The sequence below is a fragment of the Hymenobacter ginkgonis genome, from assembly GCF_009755225.1.
Taxonomy (GTDB): Bacteria; Bacteroidota; Bacteroidia; order Cytophagales; family Hymenobacteraceae; genus Hymenobacter; species Hymenobacter ginkgonis.
Window position 1 is genome coordinate 1,092,178 of record NZ_WQKZ01000002.1, and the last position, 16,535, is coordinate 1,108,712.

A 16,535-nucleotide genomic window follows, 5' to 3' on the forward strand; every position below is an offset into this window, starting at 1 on the left:
GGCCGCCGCCATTGGCTGGCCCTTGCCTGCGCTACGACCAGCCTTAGCCCCAATTGCCCGCCCTGCTACTCGCCACTGGCTCTACCCGGAGCCGGCTGGCGAGCAGTGGGGCGGGCATTTTGCTGGGGGCTGGGGTAGGGCCACGCGGCCGAGTGCAGGCCCTACCCCCCGGCAAAGCCGAGGATAAATGACAAGCTACTAAACACCTAACCTCCTCCCTATGAAAGTAAATTTCCACCACTTTGGCCTGGCCGGCCTGCTGCTAATTGGGGTGGCGGGCCTCACTGCCCAGCGCCCCGCCGCCGACAAAGGCCTCAAGGATTACTACCAGCAATACTTCCCCATCGGGGTAGCTGTGTCGACGCAAGCCTTGAAAAACCCGGCCGAAACCGCCCTCATTTTACAGCAGTTCAATAGCCTGACGCCGGAGAACGACATGAAGATGGGGCCGATTCACCCCGAGGAAAACCGCTACAACTGGGGCCCCGCCGATGCCATCGTGGATTTTGCGCAGGGGCATAAGTTGCGGGTGCGTGGCCATAACCTCTGCTGGCATGAGCAAACGCCCAAGTGGCTGTTTAAAAATGCTGACGGCAGCCAGGTTAGTAAAGAGGTATTGCTGAAGCGCTTGCACGACCACATCGACGCCGTGGTGAAGCGCTACAAAGGCAAAATCTACGCCTGGGACGTGGTGAACGAGGCCATTGCCGACAACCCAAACGAGTTTCTACGCAATTCGGACTGGTATAAAATCTGCGGCGAGGATTTCATTGCCGAAGCCTTCCGCTACGCCCACGCCGCCGACCCCCAGGCGGTGCTATTCTACAACGACTACAACACCGAGCGACCCGAGAAGATGGAGCGCATCTACAAGCTGCTCAAGAAATTGAAGGATGCCCATGTGCCCATCGACGCCGTGGGCTTGCAAGGACATTGGTCGCTGGTAGAGCCTACTGAGCAGGAACTGCGCACCACCATTGAGCGCTTTGGTTCGCTGGGCCTGAAGGTGCAGGTAACCGAGCTCGACGTGTCGGTGTACCCCTGGGAGAAGGACCGCCGCGCCAGGCGCCCCGACGAGTCGGACGCCTACACGCCCGAGATGCAGCAGAAGCAAACGGCGCAGTATAAGCTGTTTTTCAAGGTCTTCCGCGACGAAGCCAAATACATGACGGGCATCACGTTCTGGAACATCTCCGACCACTACTCCTGGCTCGATACTTATCCCGTAGCCGGCCGCAAAAACCACCCCTTGCTGTTTGACGAGAATTTTAAGCCAAAGCCGGCTTATTACGAAGTGGTAAAATTCTAGCGGCCTGGCGTTCGACCTCACCCCCTACCCCTCTCCTTGGGGAGAGGGGAGCCACGACGGCGCGATTTGCAATCGTTAGGCTCTCCTCGCTTACAGGATATCGCGCATCAAGCGAGGGGGTAGGGGGCTGAACGCCGGTTGACCTGCCCGTGCTGCTTTTTGTTACTCATTCTTCTTATTCCATGCCCTTCCTTTCCCACTTCAGCCGCGTTGCACTGTTGCTCTTGCTAGCTCCCGCGCTAGGCATTGCCCAACCGGCCTTGCCGCCGCTGGCCGACCACTATATCTCGGCCAAAAAAAGCGCGGGCAGCTTCCCGCTGGTAGCGGGGGGTAGGGCCGCTACGCTCTACGCCAGCGAAAACGACTGGCCGGGCGTGCTACGCACCGTGCGCGATGTGCAGGCCGACATCAACCGCGTGACGGGCCACGAGCCCACCTTCCTCACCGACCAGCCCAAGGGCAAGCAGCCAGTGGTGCTCATCGGCACGGTGGGCCACAGCCCGCTGATTGACGGGTTGGTGCAAAGCGGTAAGCTCGACGTGGCCAACCTGGCCGGCCGCTGGGAAACCTTTGTGGTGCAGGCGGTTGATAACCCCTTGCCGGGCGTGGTTAGCGCCTTGGTAGTGGCGGGCAGCGACAAGCGCGGCACCATCTACGGCCTCTACGACTTGTCGCAGCAGATGGGCGTGTCGCCCTGGTACTGGTGGGCCGACGTGCCCGTAGTGCCGCAAAAAAGCCTCTACGTGGCCGCCGGCCGCCACACGCTGGGCGAGCCCAAGGTGAAGTACCGCGGCATTTTCATCAACGATGAAGCGCCGGCTTTTGCGGGCTGGGCCAAGGAGAAATTTGGCGGCGTCAACCACCAGGCATACGAGCACATGTTCGAGCTAATTCTCCGGCTGAAAGGCAATTACCTGTGGCCCGCCATGTGGGGCAATGCCTTTAATGACGACGACAAAACCGACCCCGCGCTGGCCGATACCTACGGCATTGTGATGGGCACCTCGCACCACGAACCCATGCTGCGTGCCCAGCAGGAGTGGAAGCGCTACGGCAAAGGCGCCTGGAACTACCAGACCAATGCGCCGGTGCTGCAAGAATTCTGGCGCCAGGGCATCAAGAATATGGGCACCCACGAAAGCATCGTGACCATCGGTATGCGCGGCGACGGGGACGAGCCCATGAGCGAGGGGAGCAACATTGCCCTGCTCGAAAAAATAGTGGCTGACCAGCGCAGCATTTTGGCCGAAGAAACGCATAAGCCAGCCGACCAAACCCCACAAATGTGGGCCCTCTACAAGGAGGTGCAGGATTACTACGACAAGGGCATGCGCGTGCCCGACGATGTGACGCTGCTACTTTGCGACGATAACTGGGGCAACCTGCGCAAGCTGCCCAAACTCGGCGACAAGCCCCGGCGCGGCGGCTACGGCATCTATTACCACTTCGACTACGTGGGTGGCCCGCGCAACTACAAATGGCTAAACACCAATCCGCTACCCCGGGTTTGGGAGCAGATGCACCTGGCCCACGCGTACGGCGCCGACCGCGTCTGGATTGTGAACGTCGGCGACTTGAAGCCGATGGAACTCCCCATCTCGTTCTTTCTCGACTATGCTTGGAACCCCGACGCCATCCCCGCCGATGGGGTAGGGGCCTACACCCAGCGCTGGGCGGCGCAGCAGTTTGGTCCTAAATACGCGGCCGACATCGCCGACATCCTGGCCAGATATGCTAAGTATAACGCCCGGCGCAAGCCTGAGCTGCTCGACGCTACTACGTACAGCCTCAGTAATTTTCGCGAAGCCGAAACCGTGGTAGCCGACTACAACACTCTGCTAGCGCGCGCTGAGGCCATCAACCAAAAGCTGCCCGCTACCGGTCGCGACGCCTACTACGAGCTGGTGCTGCACCCGGTGCAGGCCTGTGCCAACCTCAACGAGCTGTACTACACCGTGGCCCTCAACCGCGAGGCCGCTAAAACCGGCCAGACCAACACCAACGAGCTAGCCGCTAAGGCGAAAGCGCTATTCGAGAAGGACGCCGAGATTAAAAATCGCTACCACGCGCTGGCCGGGGGCAAGTGGAACCATATGATGGACCAGACCCACATTGGCTACACCTACTGGCAGCAGCCCCCCGTGGACAAAATGCCGGAGGTGCTAACCCTACCCCCCGGTGCCGCGCCGACGCCCGCCACCCCCGCCGCGCCCGCCCGCTCCGATTACGTGTCCTTTGAGGCTGAGCACTATACCCAAGCTGTAAATGCCGGAGCCACCACCTGGCAGCGCCTGCCCGATTTGGGCCGCACGCTGGGCGCCGTCACCACTTTTCCGGCTACGGCCGCGCCTACCGCCGCGCCGGGGGGTAGCAGCCCACACCTCGACTACCGCTTCACGCTAGCCCAGGCCGGCCCCGTGGCGGTGAGCGCCTACCTCGCGCCGACGCTGGACTTCACCAATACTTCTGGCCTGCGCTACGCCGTGTCGCTCGACGACGAAGCGCCGCAAATTATCAACCTGCACACCGGCCTCAACCCCGACAATGGAAATCGCCCTTGGGAGCAGGCCGTGGCCGACAACATCATCATCAAAACCTCGCAGCACCACGTGGCGGCCGCCGGCCCACACACGCTCAAATTCTGGCGCGTTGACCCCGGCGTGGTGCTCGAAAAGCTAGTGGTTAGCCCCGGCGCCCTACCCCCCAGCTACCTGGGCCCACCCGAAAACGGCGCTGGCAAAGGCAAGGGCGAAGCTGTGCTGGGTAGCTTGGGAAGCCGATAGTTCTCAGGCTAATGCGTATGCGTTTTGTTTCTGGGTTGCTACCCCCGCTGCCCGCGTTATCGACGTAGCTGTGCGTAAGGCCTAAGTAACCACCGACGCGGCGGGCAATGTGCAGGTGCTGCGCTGGAATTTTACTACCCCTGCCCAGGGCGCCGAGGCCGACTAGTAATATTTTGGGCGGCCGCAGCCCGCAGCCACGGCTGGTGCGGTGCGCCTGGTCCTGCGCCACTTGCCGCCCGGCACCTATTACGCTCACGCAAGAGCGCACCGGCTACGAGCGCTACGATGCCTACTCCGCTTACTTAAAAGCGGGCCGCCCGGCCCAGCTCAGGCGTGCGCAGGAAGCGCAATTGTGGGCCGCCACCCAGCCGGCTGCGGCGCCCGCGCAAGCGCTACGCGTTAGCGCCGATGGCCGGCTTTTCTGCCTCCTCGTATTACGCCAAAACGACGTAGTGCTTCTGCGCCCGCGCCGGCAACGCTAACTAGGTGGGGCTGGCTGGCGTTTCTTTACACGCCCTTTCAGCTTCATTAACACTACATGTACACCCGCAAAAGTCTGCGTCCGCTTTTCGTTTGGCGAAACTATGGTTGGCGGCCGCTGCTTGTCTTCGCTACCTACGATGCCCTAGTGGGCCTTCTCTACGGGCCGCTCAACGTGCACTGGCTCGACATTCCGTGGGCGCCAGTAGCCATGCTGGGTACGGCCGTAGCCTTCTACATCGGCTTTAAGAGCAACGGCTCCTACGCCCGTTTTTGGGAGGGTAGGCAGCTCTGGGGCTCTATCGTGAACACCTCGCGTACGTGGGCCTTGCGGGTGTTTGACTTTGTGCAGGCTACCCCCAACGAGCGCATACCCGACAGCCAAGAACTGCACGAGCTGCACCGCCGCCTTCTCTACCGCCAGTTGGCCTGGTGCAACGCCCTGCGCCTGCACCTGCGCCGCCAAACCGCCGAGCGCTGGGATGCCGAAGTGGCGCCCTACCTCACCGACCCCGCCGACCGTGCCCTCAGCCGCACCGCCAACCCGCCTACCCACCTGCTGCGCCACCAGAGCCGCGAGGTGCTGGAGCTGCACCAGCGCGGCTTGCTCACCGAGTATCGCCACGTGGCGATGATGGACACGATTCAGGATTTATTCAACGCCCAGGGCGCCTGCGAGCGCATCAAGAACACGCCGTTTCCGCGGCAGTATGCTTACTTCAGTTTCGTGTTTGTGTGGCTATTTGCGGCGGTGCTGCCGCTGGGCCTAGTCGAGGAATTTGACAGCCGGCTGGCCCTCGGGCCTTACCACGTGTGGCTGATGGTGCCATTTGCGACCTTGGTCAGCTGGGTATTTCACACCATCGAGAAAGTGGGCCACAACAGTGAAAACCCCTTTGACAACGAAGTGAACGACGTGCCGATGACCACCATCTGCCGCTCCATCGAAATCGACCTGCGCGAGCTGCTTGGCGAAACCGACCTGCCCAAACCCTTGCAGCCCGTTGAGGATGTGCTGTACTAAAAGCGGGGGGTAGGTAGGAGAGAAGCAACCGAGCGGCGTGCGGCAAAAAGCAAAGCACACCACTTGGTTGTTTAAAGCAAAAGGATACTGGCCGCGTCTTGCTGGCCGTGGACAGTACCTTTGCCTTGTTATGCTAAGTGGAGTGAAATATAATTATCCCCGGCCGATAACTGCTTTCGGCCGGTTCGTACTGTTGATGCAGGCCATGGTGACCCGACCCGAGCGGCGGCAAGTATTGTGGCAGCGCACGCTCGAAGAAGCCGTAGAAATCGGCACCGACTCGGTGTTCATTGTGGGGCTGGTATCGACGTTTATCGGCGCCGTTACCTGCGTGCAGATTGCCTACAATATGATAAATCCGCTCATTCCGATGAGCACGGTGGGCTTCATGGTGCGCGAAATGACCATCCTAGAGTTGGCGCCCACCATCATTTCGGTGGTGCTGGCCGGCAAAGTGGGTTCGGCCATTGCCGGCTCGCTGGGCACGATGCGCATTACGGAGCAGATTTCGGCCATCGACGCGATGGGTATCAACTCGGCCTCGTACCTGGTGCTGCCGCGGGTGCTGGCCGCGCTTTTTGTGTTTCCGCTGCTGGTTATATTGGCCATGAACCTGAGCATATTGGGCGGCTACGTGGCCACCCAGCTGTCGGGTACCATGCCGGGCGCCGACTATATCGAGGGCATTCGCTACGCGTTCAAGCCCTACACGGTGCTGTTCGCCATCATCAAGTCCATTGTGTTCGCGTTTCTGGTGTCGGCTATTTCGGCCTACAAAGGCTACACGCTGCGCGGCGGCGCCCTCGAAGTAGGTAAGGCCAGCACCGCAGCCGTCACCAACTCCATTATCTCCATCCTGCTAGCCGACTACGTGCTGGCTAGCGTGCTGCTTTAAGCGCCAGTGGCCTAGCTGGTGCCGCTGCTAATCAATACTCGACCTTAACCAGTGGTCGGGGGAAGGCGTAAGCTCGGGAAATTAACCTTTTCGCGCTCCTTGCTTTCGCCCATGGCTGCTACCCCCGCTTCCCACCCGCTGCCCCCCGAGGACACGTCTGGCACTACGCTCTCGTCGTGGTTTGGCACCGCCCCGGCGCTGCCCGACTACCCCGCCCTGGCCGAAGACGCCACCGCCGATGTCGTGGTTATTGGCGGCGGCATCGCGGGCCTCACCACGGCTTACCTGCTAAGCAAGGAAGGCCGCGCCGTGGTACTGCTCGAAGACGGCGCCCTGGCATCGGGCGAGTCGGGCCGCACCACGGCGCACCTTTCCTACGCCCTCGATGACCGGTTTACGACCCTTGAAAACCTGTTTGGTCTGGATGGTAGCCGCCTGGCCGCCGAAAGCCACCGCGCCGCCATTGCCCGCATCGAGCAGCTGGTGCAGGAAGAACACATCGACTGCGACTTCGCGCGCCTGCCCGGCTACCTTTTCCTGCCCGCCAGCGGCACCCACCAAGAGCTGATGGATGAGCTGGAAGCCGCCCACCGCGCCGGCCTCACCGACGTGGAGTGGCTGCCCAGACCCGGCAGCGTAGGCTTCGAAACGGGCGAGTGCCTGCACTTTCCGGGCCAGGGGCAATTTCATATTTTGAAGTATTTAGCGGGGCTAGCCGAAGCTATCATCCGGCAGGGCGGGCGCATCTACTGCCATACCCGCGCCGACGAAGTGAAGGGGGGTAGCGCTGCCGAAGTGCGCACGACTAGCGGCCACACCCTCGCCGTGCGCCAAGCCATTGTAGTAGCCACTAATTCGCCCTTCAACGACCGAGTAGTAATGCACACCAAGCAGGGCTCCTACCGCACCTACGCCCTGGCAGCGCGGGTGCCCAAAGGCAGCGTGGCCCCAGCGCTATTCTGGGATACCGCCGACCCCTACCACTACATCCGGCTGCAAGCGGTGGAAGGCGCTGACTACGACTTGCTGCTGGTAGGCGGCGAGGACCACAAAACCGGCCAGGAAGCCGACCCCGAAAGCCACCTGCGTTGCCTCGAAGACTGGGTGCGCGAGAAGTTTGCCGCTAAAGTGCAGCAGATAGACTACCGCTGGAGTGGGCAGGTGCTAGAGCCTAATGACTCGCTGGGCTATGCCGGCCGCAACCCGCTCGACCGCGACAACGTGTTCATCATCACCGGCGACTCGGGCCACGGCATGACGCACGCCACGCTGGGCGCCTTGCTCATCACCGACCTGGTGCAGGGCCGCCCCAATCCCTGGGCCAACCTCTACGACCCCGGCCGCATTACGGCCAAGGCCGAATCGGCGAAGGAGTTTGCCCTCGAAAACCTCAACGTGGCCTTCGAGTACACCGACTTGCTTACGGGCGGCGATGTGGCGTCGGCCGACGAAATCGCGGCCGGCCAGGGCGCGGTGCTGCGCCGCGGCCTTACCAAGGTGGCCGCCTACCGCGACCCCGCTGGCCAGCTGCACGAGTGCTCGGCCATCTGCCCGCACCTGGGCTGCGTGGTGCACTGGAACCCCCTCGAAACCAGCTGGGACTGCCCTTGCCACGGCTCGCGCTTCACGGCGCTGGGCGAGCTGCTGGCCGGCCCGGCCAACTCGGACTTGCCCAAAGTGGAGGGGTAGGTAATGAGCCTTGCCCTATTACCATTTAGGAAACTGTTTAATAAGAACGTCCTGCGGAGCTTGTCGAAGCCGCTCGCTCGCGCCGTTGGATTATTCCTTAACGGCGCGAGCGAGCGGCTTCGACAAGCTCCGCAGGACGTTCTTTTTGGCAATCAGATGCGCGTAAGACAAAAACAGCTGTACTAGCGATACTCGCGGCCATTGTTGCAAGTGCAGCAGCTGGTGCGCTGTATCATTCAGGGCCTAGCCGCGTATTTTCGGGCACTCATGTCGTTTTCTCTGCCCCGATTGTCGCGTCGCGACTTGTCTTATTTTTTCTTCAGCCAGCACTTCTCCGATGGGCTGCGCACGACGCTGGCCATTTTGTTGCCGGCGTTGCTGGGGGCGCAATGGGGGCAGTTTGCGGCGGGCATCACCATCTCGACCGGGGCGGTGTGCCTGAGCGTAACCGACACGCCAGGCCCGCCCAACCATCGCCGCAACGGCCACTTGGCTGCGCTGGGGGCCGTAGCCGTGGTAGTCGTGCTAATGGGGCTGGTCGAAGGCCACCCCGTGCTGATGGGTGCCCTCATTGCGGGGCTCAGCTTCGGGCTCACGATGCTGCTGGTCTGGGGCGCGCGGGCGGGCGCCGTGGGTTCGGCGGCGCTGCTGGCCATGGCCCTCACGCTGGCCCACCCGCCCAGCCTGCCCGACCTACTGCCCCACGTAGGCCTGCTACTGCTGGGGGGGCTGTGGTATATGCTGCTGGCGCTGTTGCAGCAGCAAGCGCTGCCCTATCGCGGCGCTCAGCAGGCGCTCGGCGAGTGCCTGCACGCCATGGCGGGCTTCCTCAAGCTAAAAGCGACGTTTTATAACAGTGCCACCGACCTCGACGACGACTACCGCCGCCTCGTGGCCCAGCAAGTGGTGGTGAATGAAAAGCAGGAGGCCGTGCGCGACCAAATTTTTCGCTCGCGCCAAATAGTGAGCGAAAGCACCAGCGCTGGTCGCCGCCTGGTGCTCACCTTTACCGAGGCCGTGGACCTCTACGACCACATTACGGCCAGCTACTACGACTACGCAGTGCTGCGCCGGGCGTTTGGGGCGAGCGGTATTCTCAGCGAAATTGAAGCGCTGCTCAGTCGCCTCGCCACCGACCTCGACTACCTGGGCAGCGCCATCCTGGTCAACCGCGCCTACGGCACCCCGCCGCCTGACCGCACCCCCGAGCTCGCCCGCTTGCAAACCCGCATTGCCGCCCTACCCCCCCCCGATGCCGACACCGGCCTCAGCACGCTGGTGCTCAAGAAAATATTGGTGAACCTGCGCGACCTGGCCCGGCGGGTGAGCAACATTCAGCGCTATTTCAGCGAAAGCTTGGCGACCACCAGCCCCGACCCTGGCCGCGTGGCCAACCACGGCCGCTTCGTGTCGCACCAGGAGCTGGAGTTCAGCGCCTTCGGCCAAAACCTAACGTTAAGCTCCTCGGTGTTTCGGCACGCCGTGCGCATGAGCGTGGCCTGCGTAGTGGCGTTTGTGCTGGCCGAACTGCTCTGGCACGGCCAGCACAACTACTGGATATTAATGACGGTCACCATCATGCTCAAGCCTGGCTTTAGCCTCACGCGCGAGCGTAATATTCAGCGTATTATCGGTACGCTGGTGGGGGGTGTGCTGGGAGCCTTTATTCTGTGGGCTGTGCCCGATGGCGACGTGCGTTTTGGCTTCCTGCTGGTGTTTATGGTAGTGGCCTATACATTTCAACGCACCCAATACTTGGTGACGGTTATTTTCCTCACGGCGTATCTGCTCATCATGTTTACCTTTTTAGGGCAGGCCTACCTAGGTATCATCAAGGAGCGTATTGCGGATACGGTTATTGGCTGCGCCATCGCGTTCGGCACGGCTTATCTGCTATTTCCGCGGTGGGAAAGCGACCAGCTGCCCGATTTGCTGACCGCCACACTGCGTGCCAACTTGGCCTACTTGCGCCAGCTAGCCGACCGCTTGGCCGGCCGCGAGGTGCCTGCTACTACCTACCGCCTGCTGCGCAAAGACGTGTACGTGGCCTCGGCTAACCTGGCAGCGGCCTTCCAGCGGATGCTGTCCGAGCCCCGCCGCACCCGCCGCCACCCCACCGAAATTCACCAGTTTGTGGTCTTGAACCACATTTTATCGTCCAATATTTCGGCCCTTACCGCCACCTGGCAAGAGGCCACCGATGCTACCCCCACCGTACCGCCCGAGGGCCGCCGCGCACTCGTGAGTGCCCAGGCAGCCCTCAGCAAAAGCCTGGCCCGGCTAGCTGCTACGCCTACCCCCCTGCCAGCCGACGACCCTACCCCCGCCCTGGCTGCTGAGGTGCGCGCCGACAGCGCCACCGCCACGGCCACCGACCGCACCCTGCCCGAGCAACTAGCCTTCCTCCAAAAAGTAAGTGCCGACCTGGGCAAAGTAACCGACCTGCTGCTGAAGTAGGAGGGTAGGGGGCCAGCGGCACTATACCAAAACTCGACCGCACAAACCTAACCAGGCAGATAACTAGTCAGATACGCGTAGGCCATCGACATAGGGCTGGTTACTAGCTAACCTCTACCCGTGCGCCAACGTTAGGACCGCAAATAGCTGCTAGTGAAACACCTCGTCCTCCGCGATAGCGCCCGGCTGCGCTATTTCACATTTTTTTACCTGTATGTGATGCAGGGCATTCCCTCGGGGTTTGCGCTCACGGCGGTGTATAATTACCTCATTGGGCAGGGCTTGTCGGCGAAGTCGGTGGGGTCGTTTGCCGCCATTGTAGGGTTGCCCTGGACGTTCCAATTTGTGTGGGGGCCGCTCATCGACAAGTACCAGTACTCCATCATCGGGCACCGCAAGCAGTGGGTAGTGCTTACGCAACTGGTGGCCATGCTGGCGTCGTTGTCGCTGCTGCTAGTGCACGACCCAGTACGGCAGATTTCGCTGTTGGGGCTGGTGTTTTTTGTGCATAGCGTGTTCGCCTCCATCCAAGATGCCAGCGTCGATGCCATCGCCATCTCGGTAGTGCCCGTGGCCGAGCGGGGGCGCGTCAATGCCTTTATGCGGGCAGGCTCGCTGCTGGGCTGGGCCATGGGCGGCGCCGTGCTGGCGTATCTGCTGCACCACGGCGGCTTTGGGCGAGCGGCGCTGGCGCAGTCACTGGCCTTGCTAGTGTTTACTATCCTCACGTTTTTCATCAAGCTTGAGCGCACCGACCAACTGCTGCCGCGTATTGGCCAGGGCCGCCGTCCGGTGCCCCTCGGCACCCATCCCGACGAAGAAAACCCCGCGCTAGGCTGGCTTTTTCGCGAGCTGTGGCATAGCATGGTCGAAAAGCACAGCCTGCGTGCCTTTCTCATCATCATTTTGAGCTACCTAGCGGCGTCGCTCTTTGGCAATGCCTACGCCTTCCACCTCATTCATACCCTGCGCTGGCCCGACGCCGAGGTATCCATCCTGCAAGGTACTTGGGGCAGCCTACTGTCATTTGCCGTGCTCATGGGTGGCGGCGTGCTGGTTGACCGGCTAGGGGCCGGGCGGCTCCAGCGCTGGGGCCTGGTAGGTATGGCCGGTTTTCTGCTGCTATTTAATTGCCTGTCACCCTTTTGGATAAATAAAGTAGTCAGTTTTAGCGGTTTAGTAATGGTCAATATTGCTGACCCATTGCTCAGTATCGCCGCTATGCCCTTGCTGATGGCCTATTGCCGCCCCAAAATCGAGGGCTCGCAGTTCACAACGTACATGGCCTTGGTCAACCTGTGCACCGTCACAGCCAGCTACCTCAATGGCTGGCTGCTCGAAATCACGACCGCGCCCATCATCGGCTTGTGCTGCGGTGGGCTATTGCTGGGGCTCGTGGTGGCGCTGTACCGCTCCCGCCTCGCGCCCCAGCTGGTAACTGCCGGCTAACTTACGATTTCTTGCGGCCCGAGCCGCCAGGCTTTTTGCCGCCGCCGTCCTGCTTATTCACGGTAGCCCAGGCGCGGGCTTCGGCCTCGTCGGCGGGCACCCCCTTTTTCTCGTAGCTTTCCTCGATGTGCTCGGCTTGGCGCTGCTGCTTGTCGGTGTATTTCGACTTATCTCCTTGTGGCATAGTAGTAAGGATAAGTAGTGAAAAAATGACGGCTGAGTTAGGTTAGCCGACTACACTAGTTTACGCGGCCCAGCGTTGGGTGGTTAAGGCTCAGTTTATCGGAGCGTCGCCACGGCTGGGCCGCCTATCTTCGCCTGTTCAAGCTCGTTACCCTACCCCATGCGCCAGGTTGCTATTATCCCGTATCCCCAAGTTAAAATCACGCTTTTGGCCTGGAATGGCAAATACCTGCTCAAATTGGAGCAGGGCCCGCTGGAACAAACGTATAAGGTGGCCGAACTGGACATGAACGGGGTGGTGCCGCCCGACGTAGAAATCCGCCAAATTCTCGACGACGAGTTTCTCACCGCCGCCGTAGCGCGTTTCCAGGCCATGCAGCAAGACCTGCGCGCCGCCTTTGCCCGCCACGAGCTGCGCTAAGTTTACGTGTTTATCCCTTACTTTTTGACATGATTAAAATTTGCATTGCGTTGTTGGCTAGTGCGTTGGCTTTGGTTGCTACCCCCGCCCAGGCGCAGCTCTACGAAATCCAAGATGGCACCATTACCCACGACCGCCGCGAGGTATTTGCCGTGAAGGTGCAGGTAGATGGCACGGTGGCTAACACCCGTAGCTTTTTGCAGGATTTCATGAAGGATACCTACAACGTGCGCCTCAAAAGTGGGGCACTCGCCAGCCTGGGGGTAGGCAAAAAAGACGAGCTCTCGGCGCAGCAGGTATCAGGCATTGGCGTGTCGAGCCGCGCCGTAGACCTCTACGCCGCGCTGAGCGCCCCCAGCGACTCGACTACCGAAGTAGCACTGTTCGGAGCTTTTGGCGATAAAACTTTCTTCGAACCTGGTCGCACGGTGCCCGAAATCAAAGGCCTACGTAATATTCTTGCCAAATACAGCACCGCGGCGCGTGTAAACGCTTATCGCCAACAAGTAGCCGATGCTGAAAACAGCGTAGATGCCGTCGAAAAGCAGAAAACCAAGCTGGAACGCAGTACGCAGTCAGCCCAAAGCAACACTGCCTCCAACCTCAAGCGCATCGACGAGCTATTGCGCCAGAACCAAGCCAACGTGCTGCAAATACGCCAAGACAGCGTGCAGCTGATTTCGAATGCCCAACTGCGCGAAGCTGCCCGCCTCAACTTAGAGCGCCGCCGCGACCGTCTCAATTCCGTAGCTCCTAAAAAATAGTCCGCCTACCCCCATGAATCCTTCCGATGCCCACTCGCCCATCAATACGCTGCGGCAGCTCAAGGAAATGCTTGATGCAGGTACCCTCACGCCTGCCGAGTTTGAGGCACTCAAGCAACAATTGATTTTTGGTAAAGAGGGGACAGGGCCGGTTGAAACGCCGGTGCCGCCTATGCCCTTGGTGCCCGCCGCGGCAGCGCCTGCAGCCGACCTGCTTTCGCCCACCGATTTTTTAGAGCCAGCCCCTGAGCCACCTCCTGCCGAAACGCTTCTGCCTACGCCTACCCCCCCTGCGGCGGCCGACTGGCTAGCGGCCCCAGCGCCCATGCTGCTTTCTGCAGAAACCCCCAGCGACCCAGAAGCCGAGCGCCGCAACCCACTCACATGGGTATTTGCTGTAGGCGGCGCGCTGGTATTGCTCGCTATCGTGCTGTACTTAGCCCTCGGAAATCAGCCCGATAGCGAGCACTTGACCAGTGCCAGCCAAACCGCTGCCGACTCTACCGCTGTAGCCCCCGAGGTAGGCCCTCAGGCTGAGCAGATAACCCTACCCCCGACTACCGCGCCCGAGACTATTCGGGTGGCGCCCGCTACGCCGCCAATCGCTCCTGCAGCGGCTACTAAGTTTCGCGCCGACTCGGTAGCCGCACCTATCTCTGCGCCGCCTGCACCAGTGAAGGTTACGCCTGTTGCCCCACCTGTGGCGGCTGATTCGGCAGCAGCTAGCAAGCTATGACTTTAGGGTAGCTTGCTCGGTAGCTTCCGTAGTCTGAGGTGGAAGTGCTTCAGTTCTTCTCTGGCGAAAAGAACTGAAGCACTTCCTGCTACCTTATCGATAATAACTTCTTTTATCTCAATCTGCGCAAAAATGCGTGAGCTAGGGGTGCGCATGGCCCCATATCGCTCACGCTGATGTTAGGATGGCGATTGAAAATCCCATCGGTACTACTGCTCCTACCGCAAAGCCCAACGCATACCGTTGCTGCCTTTTCTTTAGTAAGTACAGCAACAGCCAAGCATTCATAAGGAACAATGTGCATAGCAACCATCTAAAGCTGCTAGGAAGCGGTTCTATAAGAAAGCCGGACTCTCCGGGCTCTACTCTGTCCATAGTAGCAAGATTAACTCCTTGAGCCCATAGATATGCTGTTATTAACCCATCTAATAAGAAGGTGCCAATTGTTATGGCTAACACATGCGCAACTCGTAGTAGCGGGCTAGAAGGAGCATCCATACCACAAATAAAAACCCCACTGGCGTATTGCCAGCGGGGTTTTATTTTAAAGCATTTTCGGGTTAGAAACTAAGCGCCGATTGCTACGCGCTTGAACGACTCAACCGTCATGCCTTTCGACGTTTTGTCGAGCAATTGAGCGATGGTCAGCGAGTTATCCTTTACAAACTCCTGGTTGAGCAGGGTGTTGTCTTTGTAGAATTTGTTGAGCTTGCCTTGGGCGATTTTCTCCAGCATAGCCTCGGGCTTGCCTTCAGCACGCGCCTGCTCTTTGCCGATTTCGATTTCGCGTTCTACCGTAGCCGAGTCCACCCCGTCTTTGTCAACGGCAACGGGCTTCATAGCTACGATTTGCATCGCTACGTCGCGGCCAACTTCGTTGGTGTCGGCGCCGCCTACATTCTTCAGGCCTACGAGTACGCCCTTCTTGTTATCCGAGTGGATGTACGAAGCTACTTTTTCAGCGGTCAGCGTAGCATAAGTCAGGTCGAGCTTCTCACCGATTTTGCCGGTTAGCTCGGTGATGTGCTCCTGTACAGTGCGGCCGTCGGCCTCCGTAGCAGCCAGCAGGTCTTCCTTGGTGCCCACGTTGGTTTTGATAGCCGTATCGAGGATTTGCTGCACCAGCGTGCGGAAGTCAGCTACTTTAGCTACCGATTCGGTTTCGCAAGCCAAGGCTACCAGTTTGCCGGTAGTGCCATCGGCGCTCACGTTCACCAGTACCAAGCCTTCCGACGTAGCATTGTCGGCGCGCTTGTCGGCGATTTTCTGGCCCTGCTTACGCAGAATGTCGCGAGCAGCTTCGAAGTCGCCATCGGCTTCGGTCAGGGCTTTTTTGCAATCCATCATGCCCGCGCCAGTCATGGTGCGGAGCTTATTTACGTCTGCGGCGGTGATAGCGGCCATAGTAGTAGCGCGGATTCTGAGAGTCCGCGAGTTGGTGGGTGAATTGAATCTTGAAATACGCAAACACGGATTATAGAATCTGCGCTGTGCGAAAATTGAAAAAGGGAACTGCCAAGCATGTGCCTCGACCGTTCCCTTCTTCATCAGGCGTTGAAAACGAGTGGCTTAGCCTTCGTTATCAGCTTCCGTCTTCTCGGCAATAGCAGCCTCATCGGCTTCTTTGCGGTCAGCATCTTCTTTGTCAACCTTGCGCTCCGACAGGCCATCTTCGATAGCCTTGCCCATCACGCTCACGATGAGTTGAATAGATTTCGAGGCGTCGTCGTTAGCCGGAATTGGAAATTGCACCAAGTCAGGGTTCGAGTTGGTATCGCAGATAGCGAATACCGGGATGCCCAATTTCTGGGCTTCTTTCACAGCAATGTGCTCGCGCTTCACGTCTACCACAAACAGGGCAGCGGGCAGGCGGCTCAGGTCGGCAATGCCGCCCATTACACGCTCCAGCTTCTCGCGCTCACGATTCATCATGAGTTTCTCGCGCTTAGCAAGAGCAGCGTAAGCCGTGTTTTCTTTTACCATCTTATCGATGGAACTCATTTTCTTCAAGCTCTTGCGGATGGTGGCGAAGTTCGTCAGCATCCCGCCCAGCCAGCGGTCCGTCACGAAAGGCATCTTGAGGCGCTGAGCCTCCGTCTGCACAATCTCCTGGGCCTGCTTTTTGGTGGCAACGAACATGATTTTGCGGCCGCTTTTCGCAATGTTGCGAATAGCCGAGGCAGCGTAATCCAGCGAAGCCAGCGTCTTGTTCAGGTCAATGATATGGATGCCGTTCTTCTCCATGAAGATATACGGCGCCATTTTCGGGTCCCACTTGCGCGTAAGATGACCAAAGTGGGCACCCGCGTCAAGCAGTTCTTTATAGGTGGTGGACTGAGCCATGA

At 59.9% G+C, this 16,535-nt stretch carries 15 protein-coding genes; 12 read left to right on the forward strand and 3 right to left on the reverse strand.

The genetic code is table 11. From position 1 onward, the window contains the following. Window positions 1–53: 53 nt before the first annotated feature. The 9 genes from GO988_RS10395 to GO988_RS10435 all read left to right on the forward strand — a co-directional run bounded on the left by GO988_RS10395 (window position 54) and on the right by GO988_RS10435 (window position 12,086). A complete protein-coding gene (locus tag GO988_RS10395; protein ID WP_157564914.1) occupies window positions 54–191 on the forward strand; it encodes a hypothetical protein in 138 nt (45 codons plus the stop codon). Window positions 192–220: 29 nt separating this feature from the next. Next, a complete protein-coding gene (locus GO988_RS10400) occupies window positions 221–1,309 on the forward strand; it encodes an endo-1,4-beta-xylanase (protein WP_157564916.1) in 1,089 nt (362 codons plus the stop codon). Window positions 1,310–1,491: 182 nt separating this feature from the next. Continuing rightward, entirely contained in the window at window positions 1,492–4,092 is a 2,601-nt protein-coding gene (locus GO988_RS10405) for a glycosyl hydrolase 115 family protein (protein ID WP_157564919.1), read from the forward strand. A gap of 173 nt (window positions 4,093–4,265) precedes the next feature. Next, window positions 4,266–4,574, forward strand: a complete 309-nt coding sequence (locus tag GO988_RS10410) for a hypothetical protein (protein ID WP_198172621.1) — start codon at window positions 4,266–4,268, stop codon at window positions 4,572–4,574. Between the two features lie 56 nt (window positions 4,575–4,630). After that, window positions 4,631–5,596 carry a bestrophin family protein gene (locus GO988_RS10415; protein ID WP_157564925.1) on the forward strand — a complete coding sequence of 322 codons (966 nt, stop codon included), beginning with the start codon at window positions 4,631–4,633 and terminating at the stop codon, window positions 5,594–5,596. A gap of 205 nt (window positions 5,597–5,801) precedes the next feature. Continuing rightward, on the forward strand, window positions 5,802–6,491 hold the full coding sequence (locus GO988_RS10420; protein WP_232341455.1) for an MlaE family ABC transporter permease: 690 nt from the start codon (window positions 5,802–5,804) through the stop codon (window positions 6,489–6,491). Between the two features lie 111 nt (window positions 6,492–6,602). Then, on the forward strand, window positions 6,603–8,180 hold the full coding sequence (locus GO988_RS10425) for an FAD-dependent oxidoreductase (protein ID WP_157564931.1): 1,578 nt from the start codon (window positions 6,603–6,605) through the stop codon (window positions 8,178–8,180). Between the two features lie 267 nt (window positions 8,181–8,447). After that, window positions 8,448–10,637, forward strand: a complete 2,190-nt coding sequence (locus tag GO988_RS10430) for an FUSC family protein (RefSeq protein WP_157564933.1) — start codon at window positions 8,448–8,450, stop codon at window positions 10,635–10,637. A gap of 153 nt (window positions 10,638–10,790) precedes the next feature. Then, window positions 10,791–12,086, forward strand: coding sequence for an MFS transporter (locus GO988_RS10435; RefSeq protein WP_317164834.1), 1,296 nt, complete (start codon window positions 10,791–10,793; stop codon window positions 12,084–12,086). Window position 12,087: 1 nt separating this feature from the next. On the opposite strand, the gene GO988_RS10440 is transcribed toward GO988_RS10435, so the two are convergent. Next, window positions 12,088–12,270, reverse strand: coding sequence for a hypothetical protein (locus GO988_RS10440; RefSeq protein ID WP_157564935.1), 183 nt, complete (start codon window positions 12,268–12,270; stop codon window positions 12,088–12,090). A 159-nt stretch (window positions 12,271–12,429) separates the two neighbouring features. Here GO988_RS10440 and GO988_RS10445 point away from each other — a divergent pair, with 159 nt between their 5' ends. The 3 genes from GO988_RS10445 to GO988_RS10455 are packed head-to-tail and all read left to right on the forward strand — an operon-like array spanning window position 12,430 to window position 14,190. After that, window positions 12,430–12,690 (forward strand): hypothetical protein, encoded by a 261-nt coding sequence (locus GO988_RS10445; protein WP_157564937.1) that lies wholly within the window; start codon window positions 12,430–12,432, stop codon window positions 12,688–12,690. A 29-nt stretch (window positions 12,691–12,719) separates the two neighbouring features. Continuing rightward, entirely contained in the window at window positions 12,720–13,454 is a 735-nt protein-coding gene (locus tag GO988_RS10450; protein WP_157564939.1) for a hypothetical protein, read from the forward strand. Window positions 13,455–13,467: 13 nt separating this feature from the next. Continuing rightward, window positions 13,468–14,190 carry an SHOCT domain-containing protein gene (locus tag GO988_RS10455; RefSeq protein ID WP_157564942.1) on the forward strand — a complete coding sequence of 241 codons (723 nt, stop codon included), beginning with the start codon at window positions 13,468–13,470 and terminating at the stop codon, window positions 14,188–14,190. Between the two features lie 567 nt (window positions 14,191–14,757). Here GO988_RS10455 and tsf read toward each other — a convergent pair. After that, window positions 14,758–15,594, reverse strand: coding sequence for a translation elongation factor Ts (gene tsf / locus GO988_RS10460; protein ID WP_157564945.1), 837 nt, complete (start codon window positions 15,592–15,594; stop codon window positions 14,758–14,760). 165 nt (window positions 15,595–15,759) lie between these two features. Then, window positions 15,760–16,533 carry a 30S ribosomal protein S2 gene (rpsB, locus tag GO988_RS10465; protein ID WP_157564947.1) on the reverse strand — a complete coding sequence of 258 codons (774 nt, stop codon included), beginning with the start codon at window positions 16,531–16,533 and terminating at the stop codon, window positions 15,760–15,762. Window positions 16,534–16,535 lie beyond the last annotated feature (2 nt).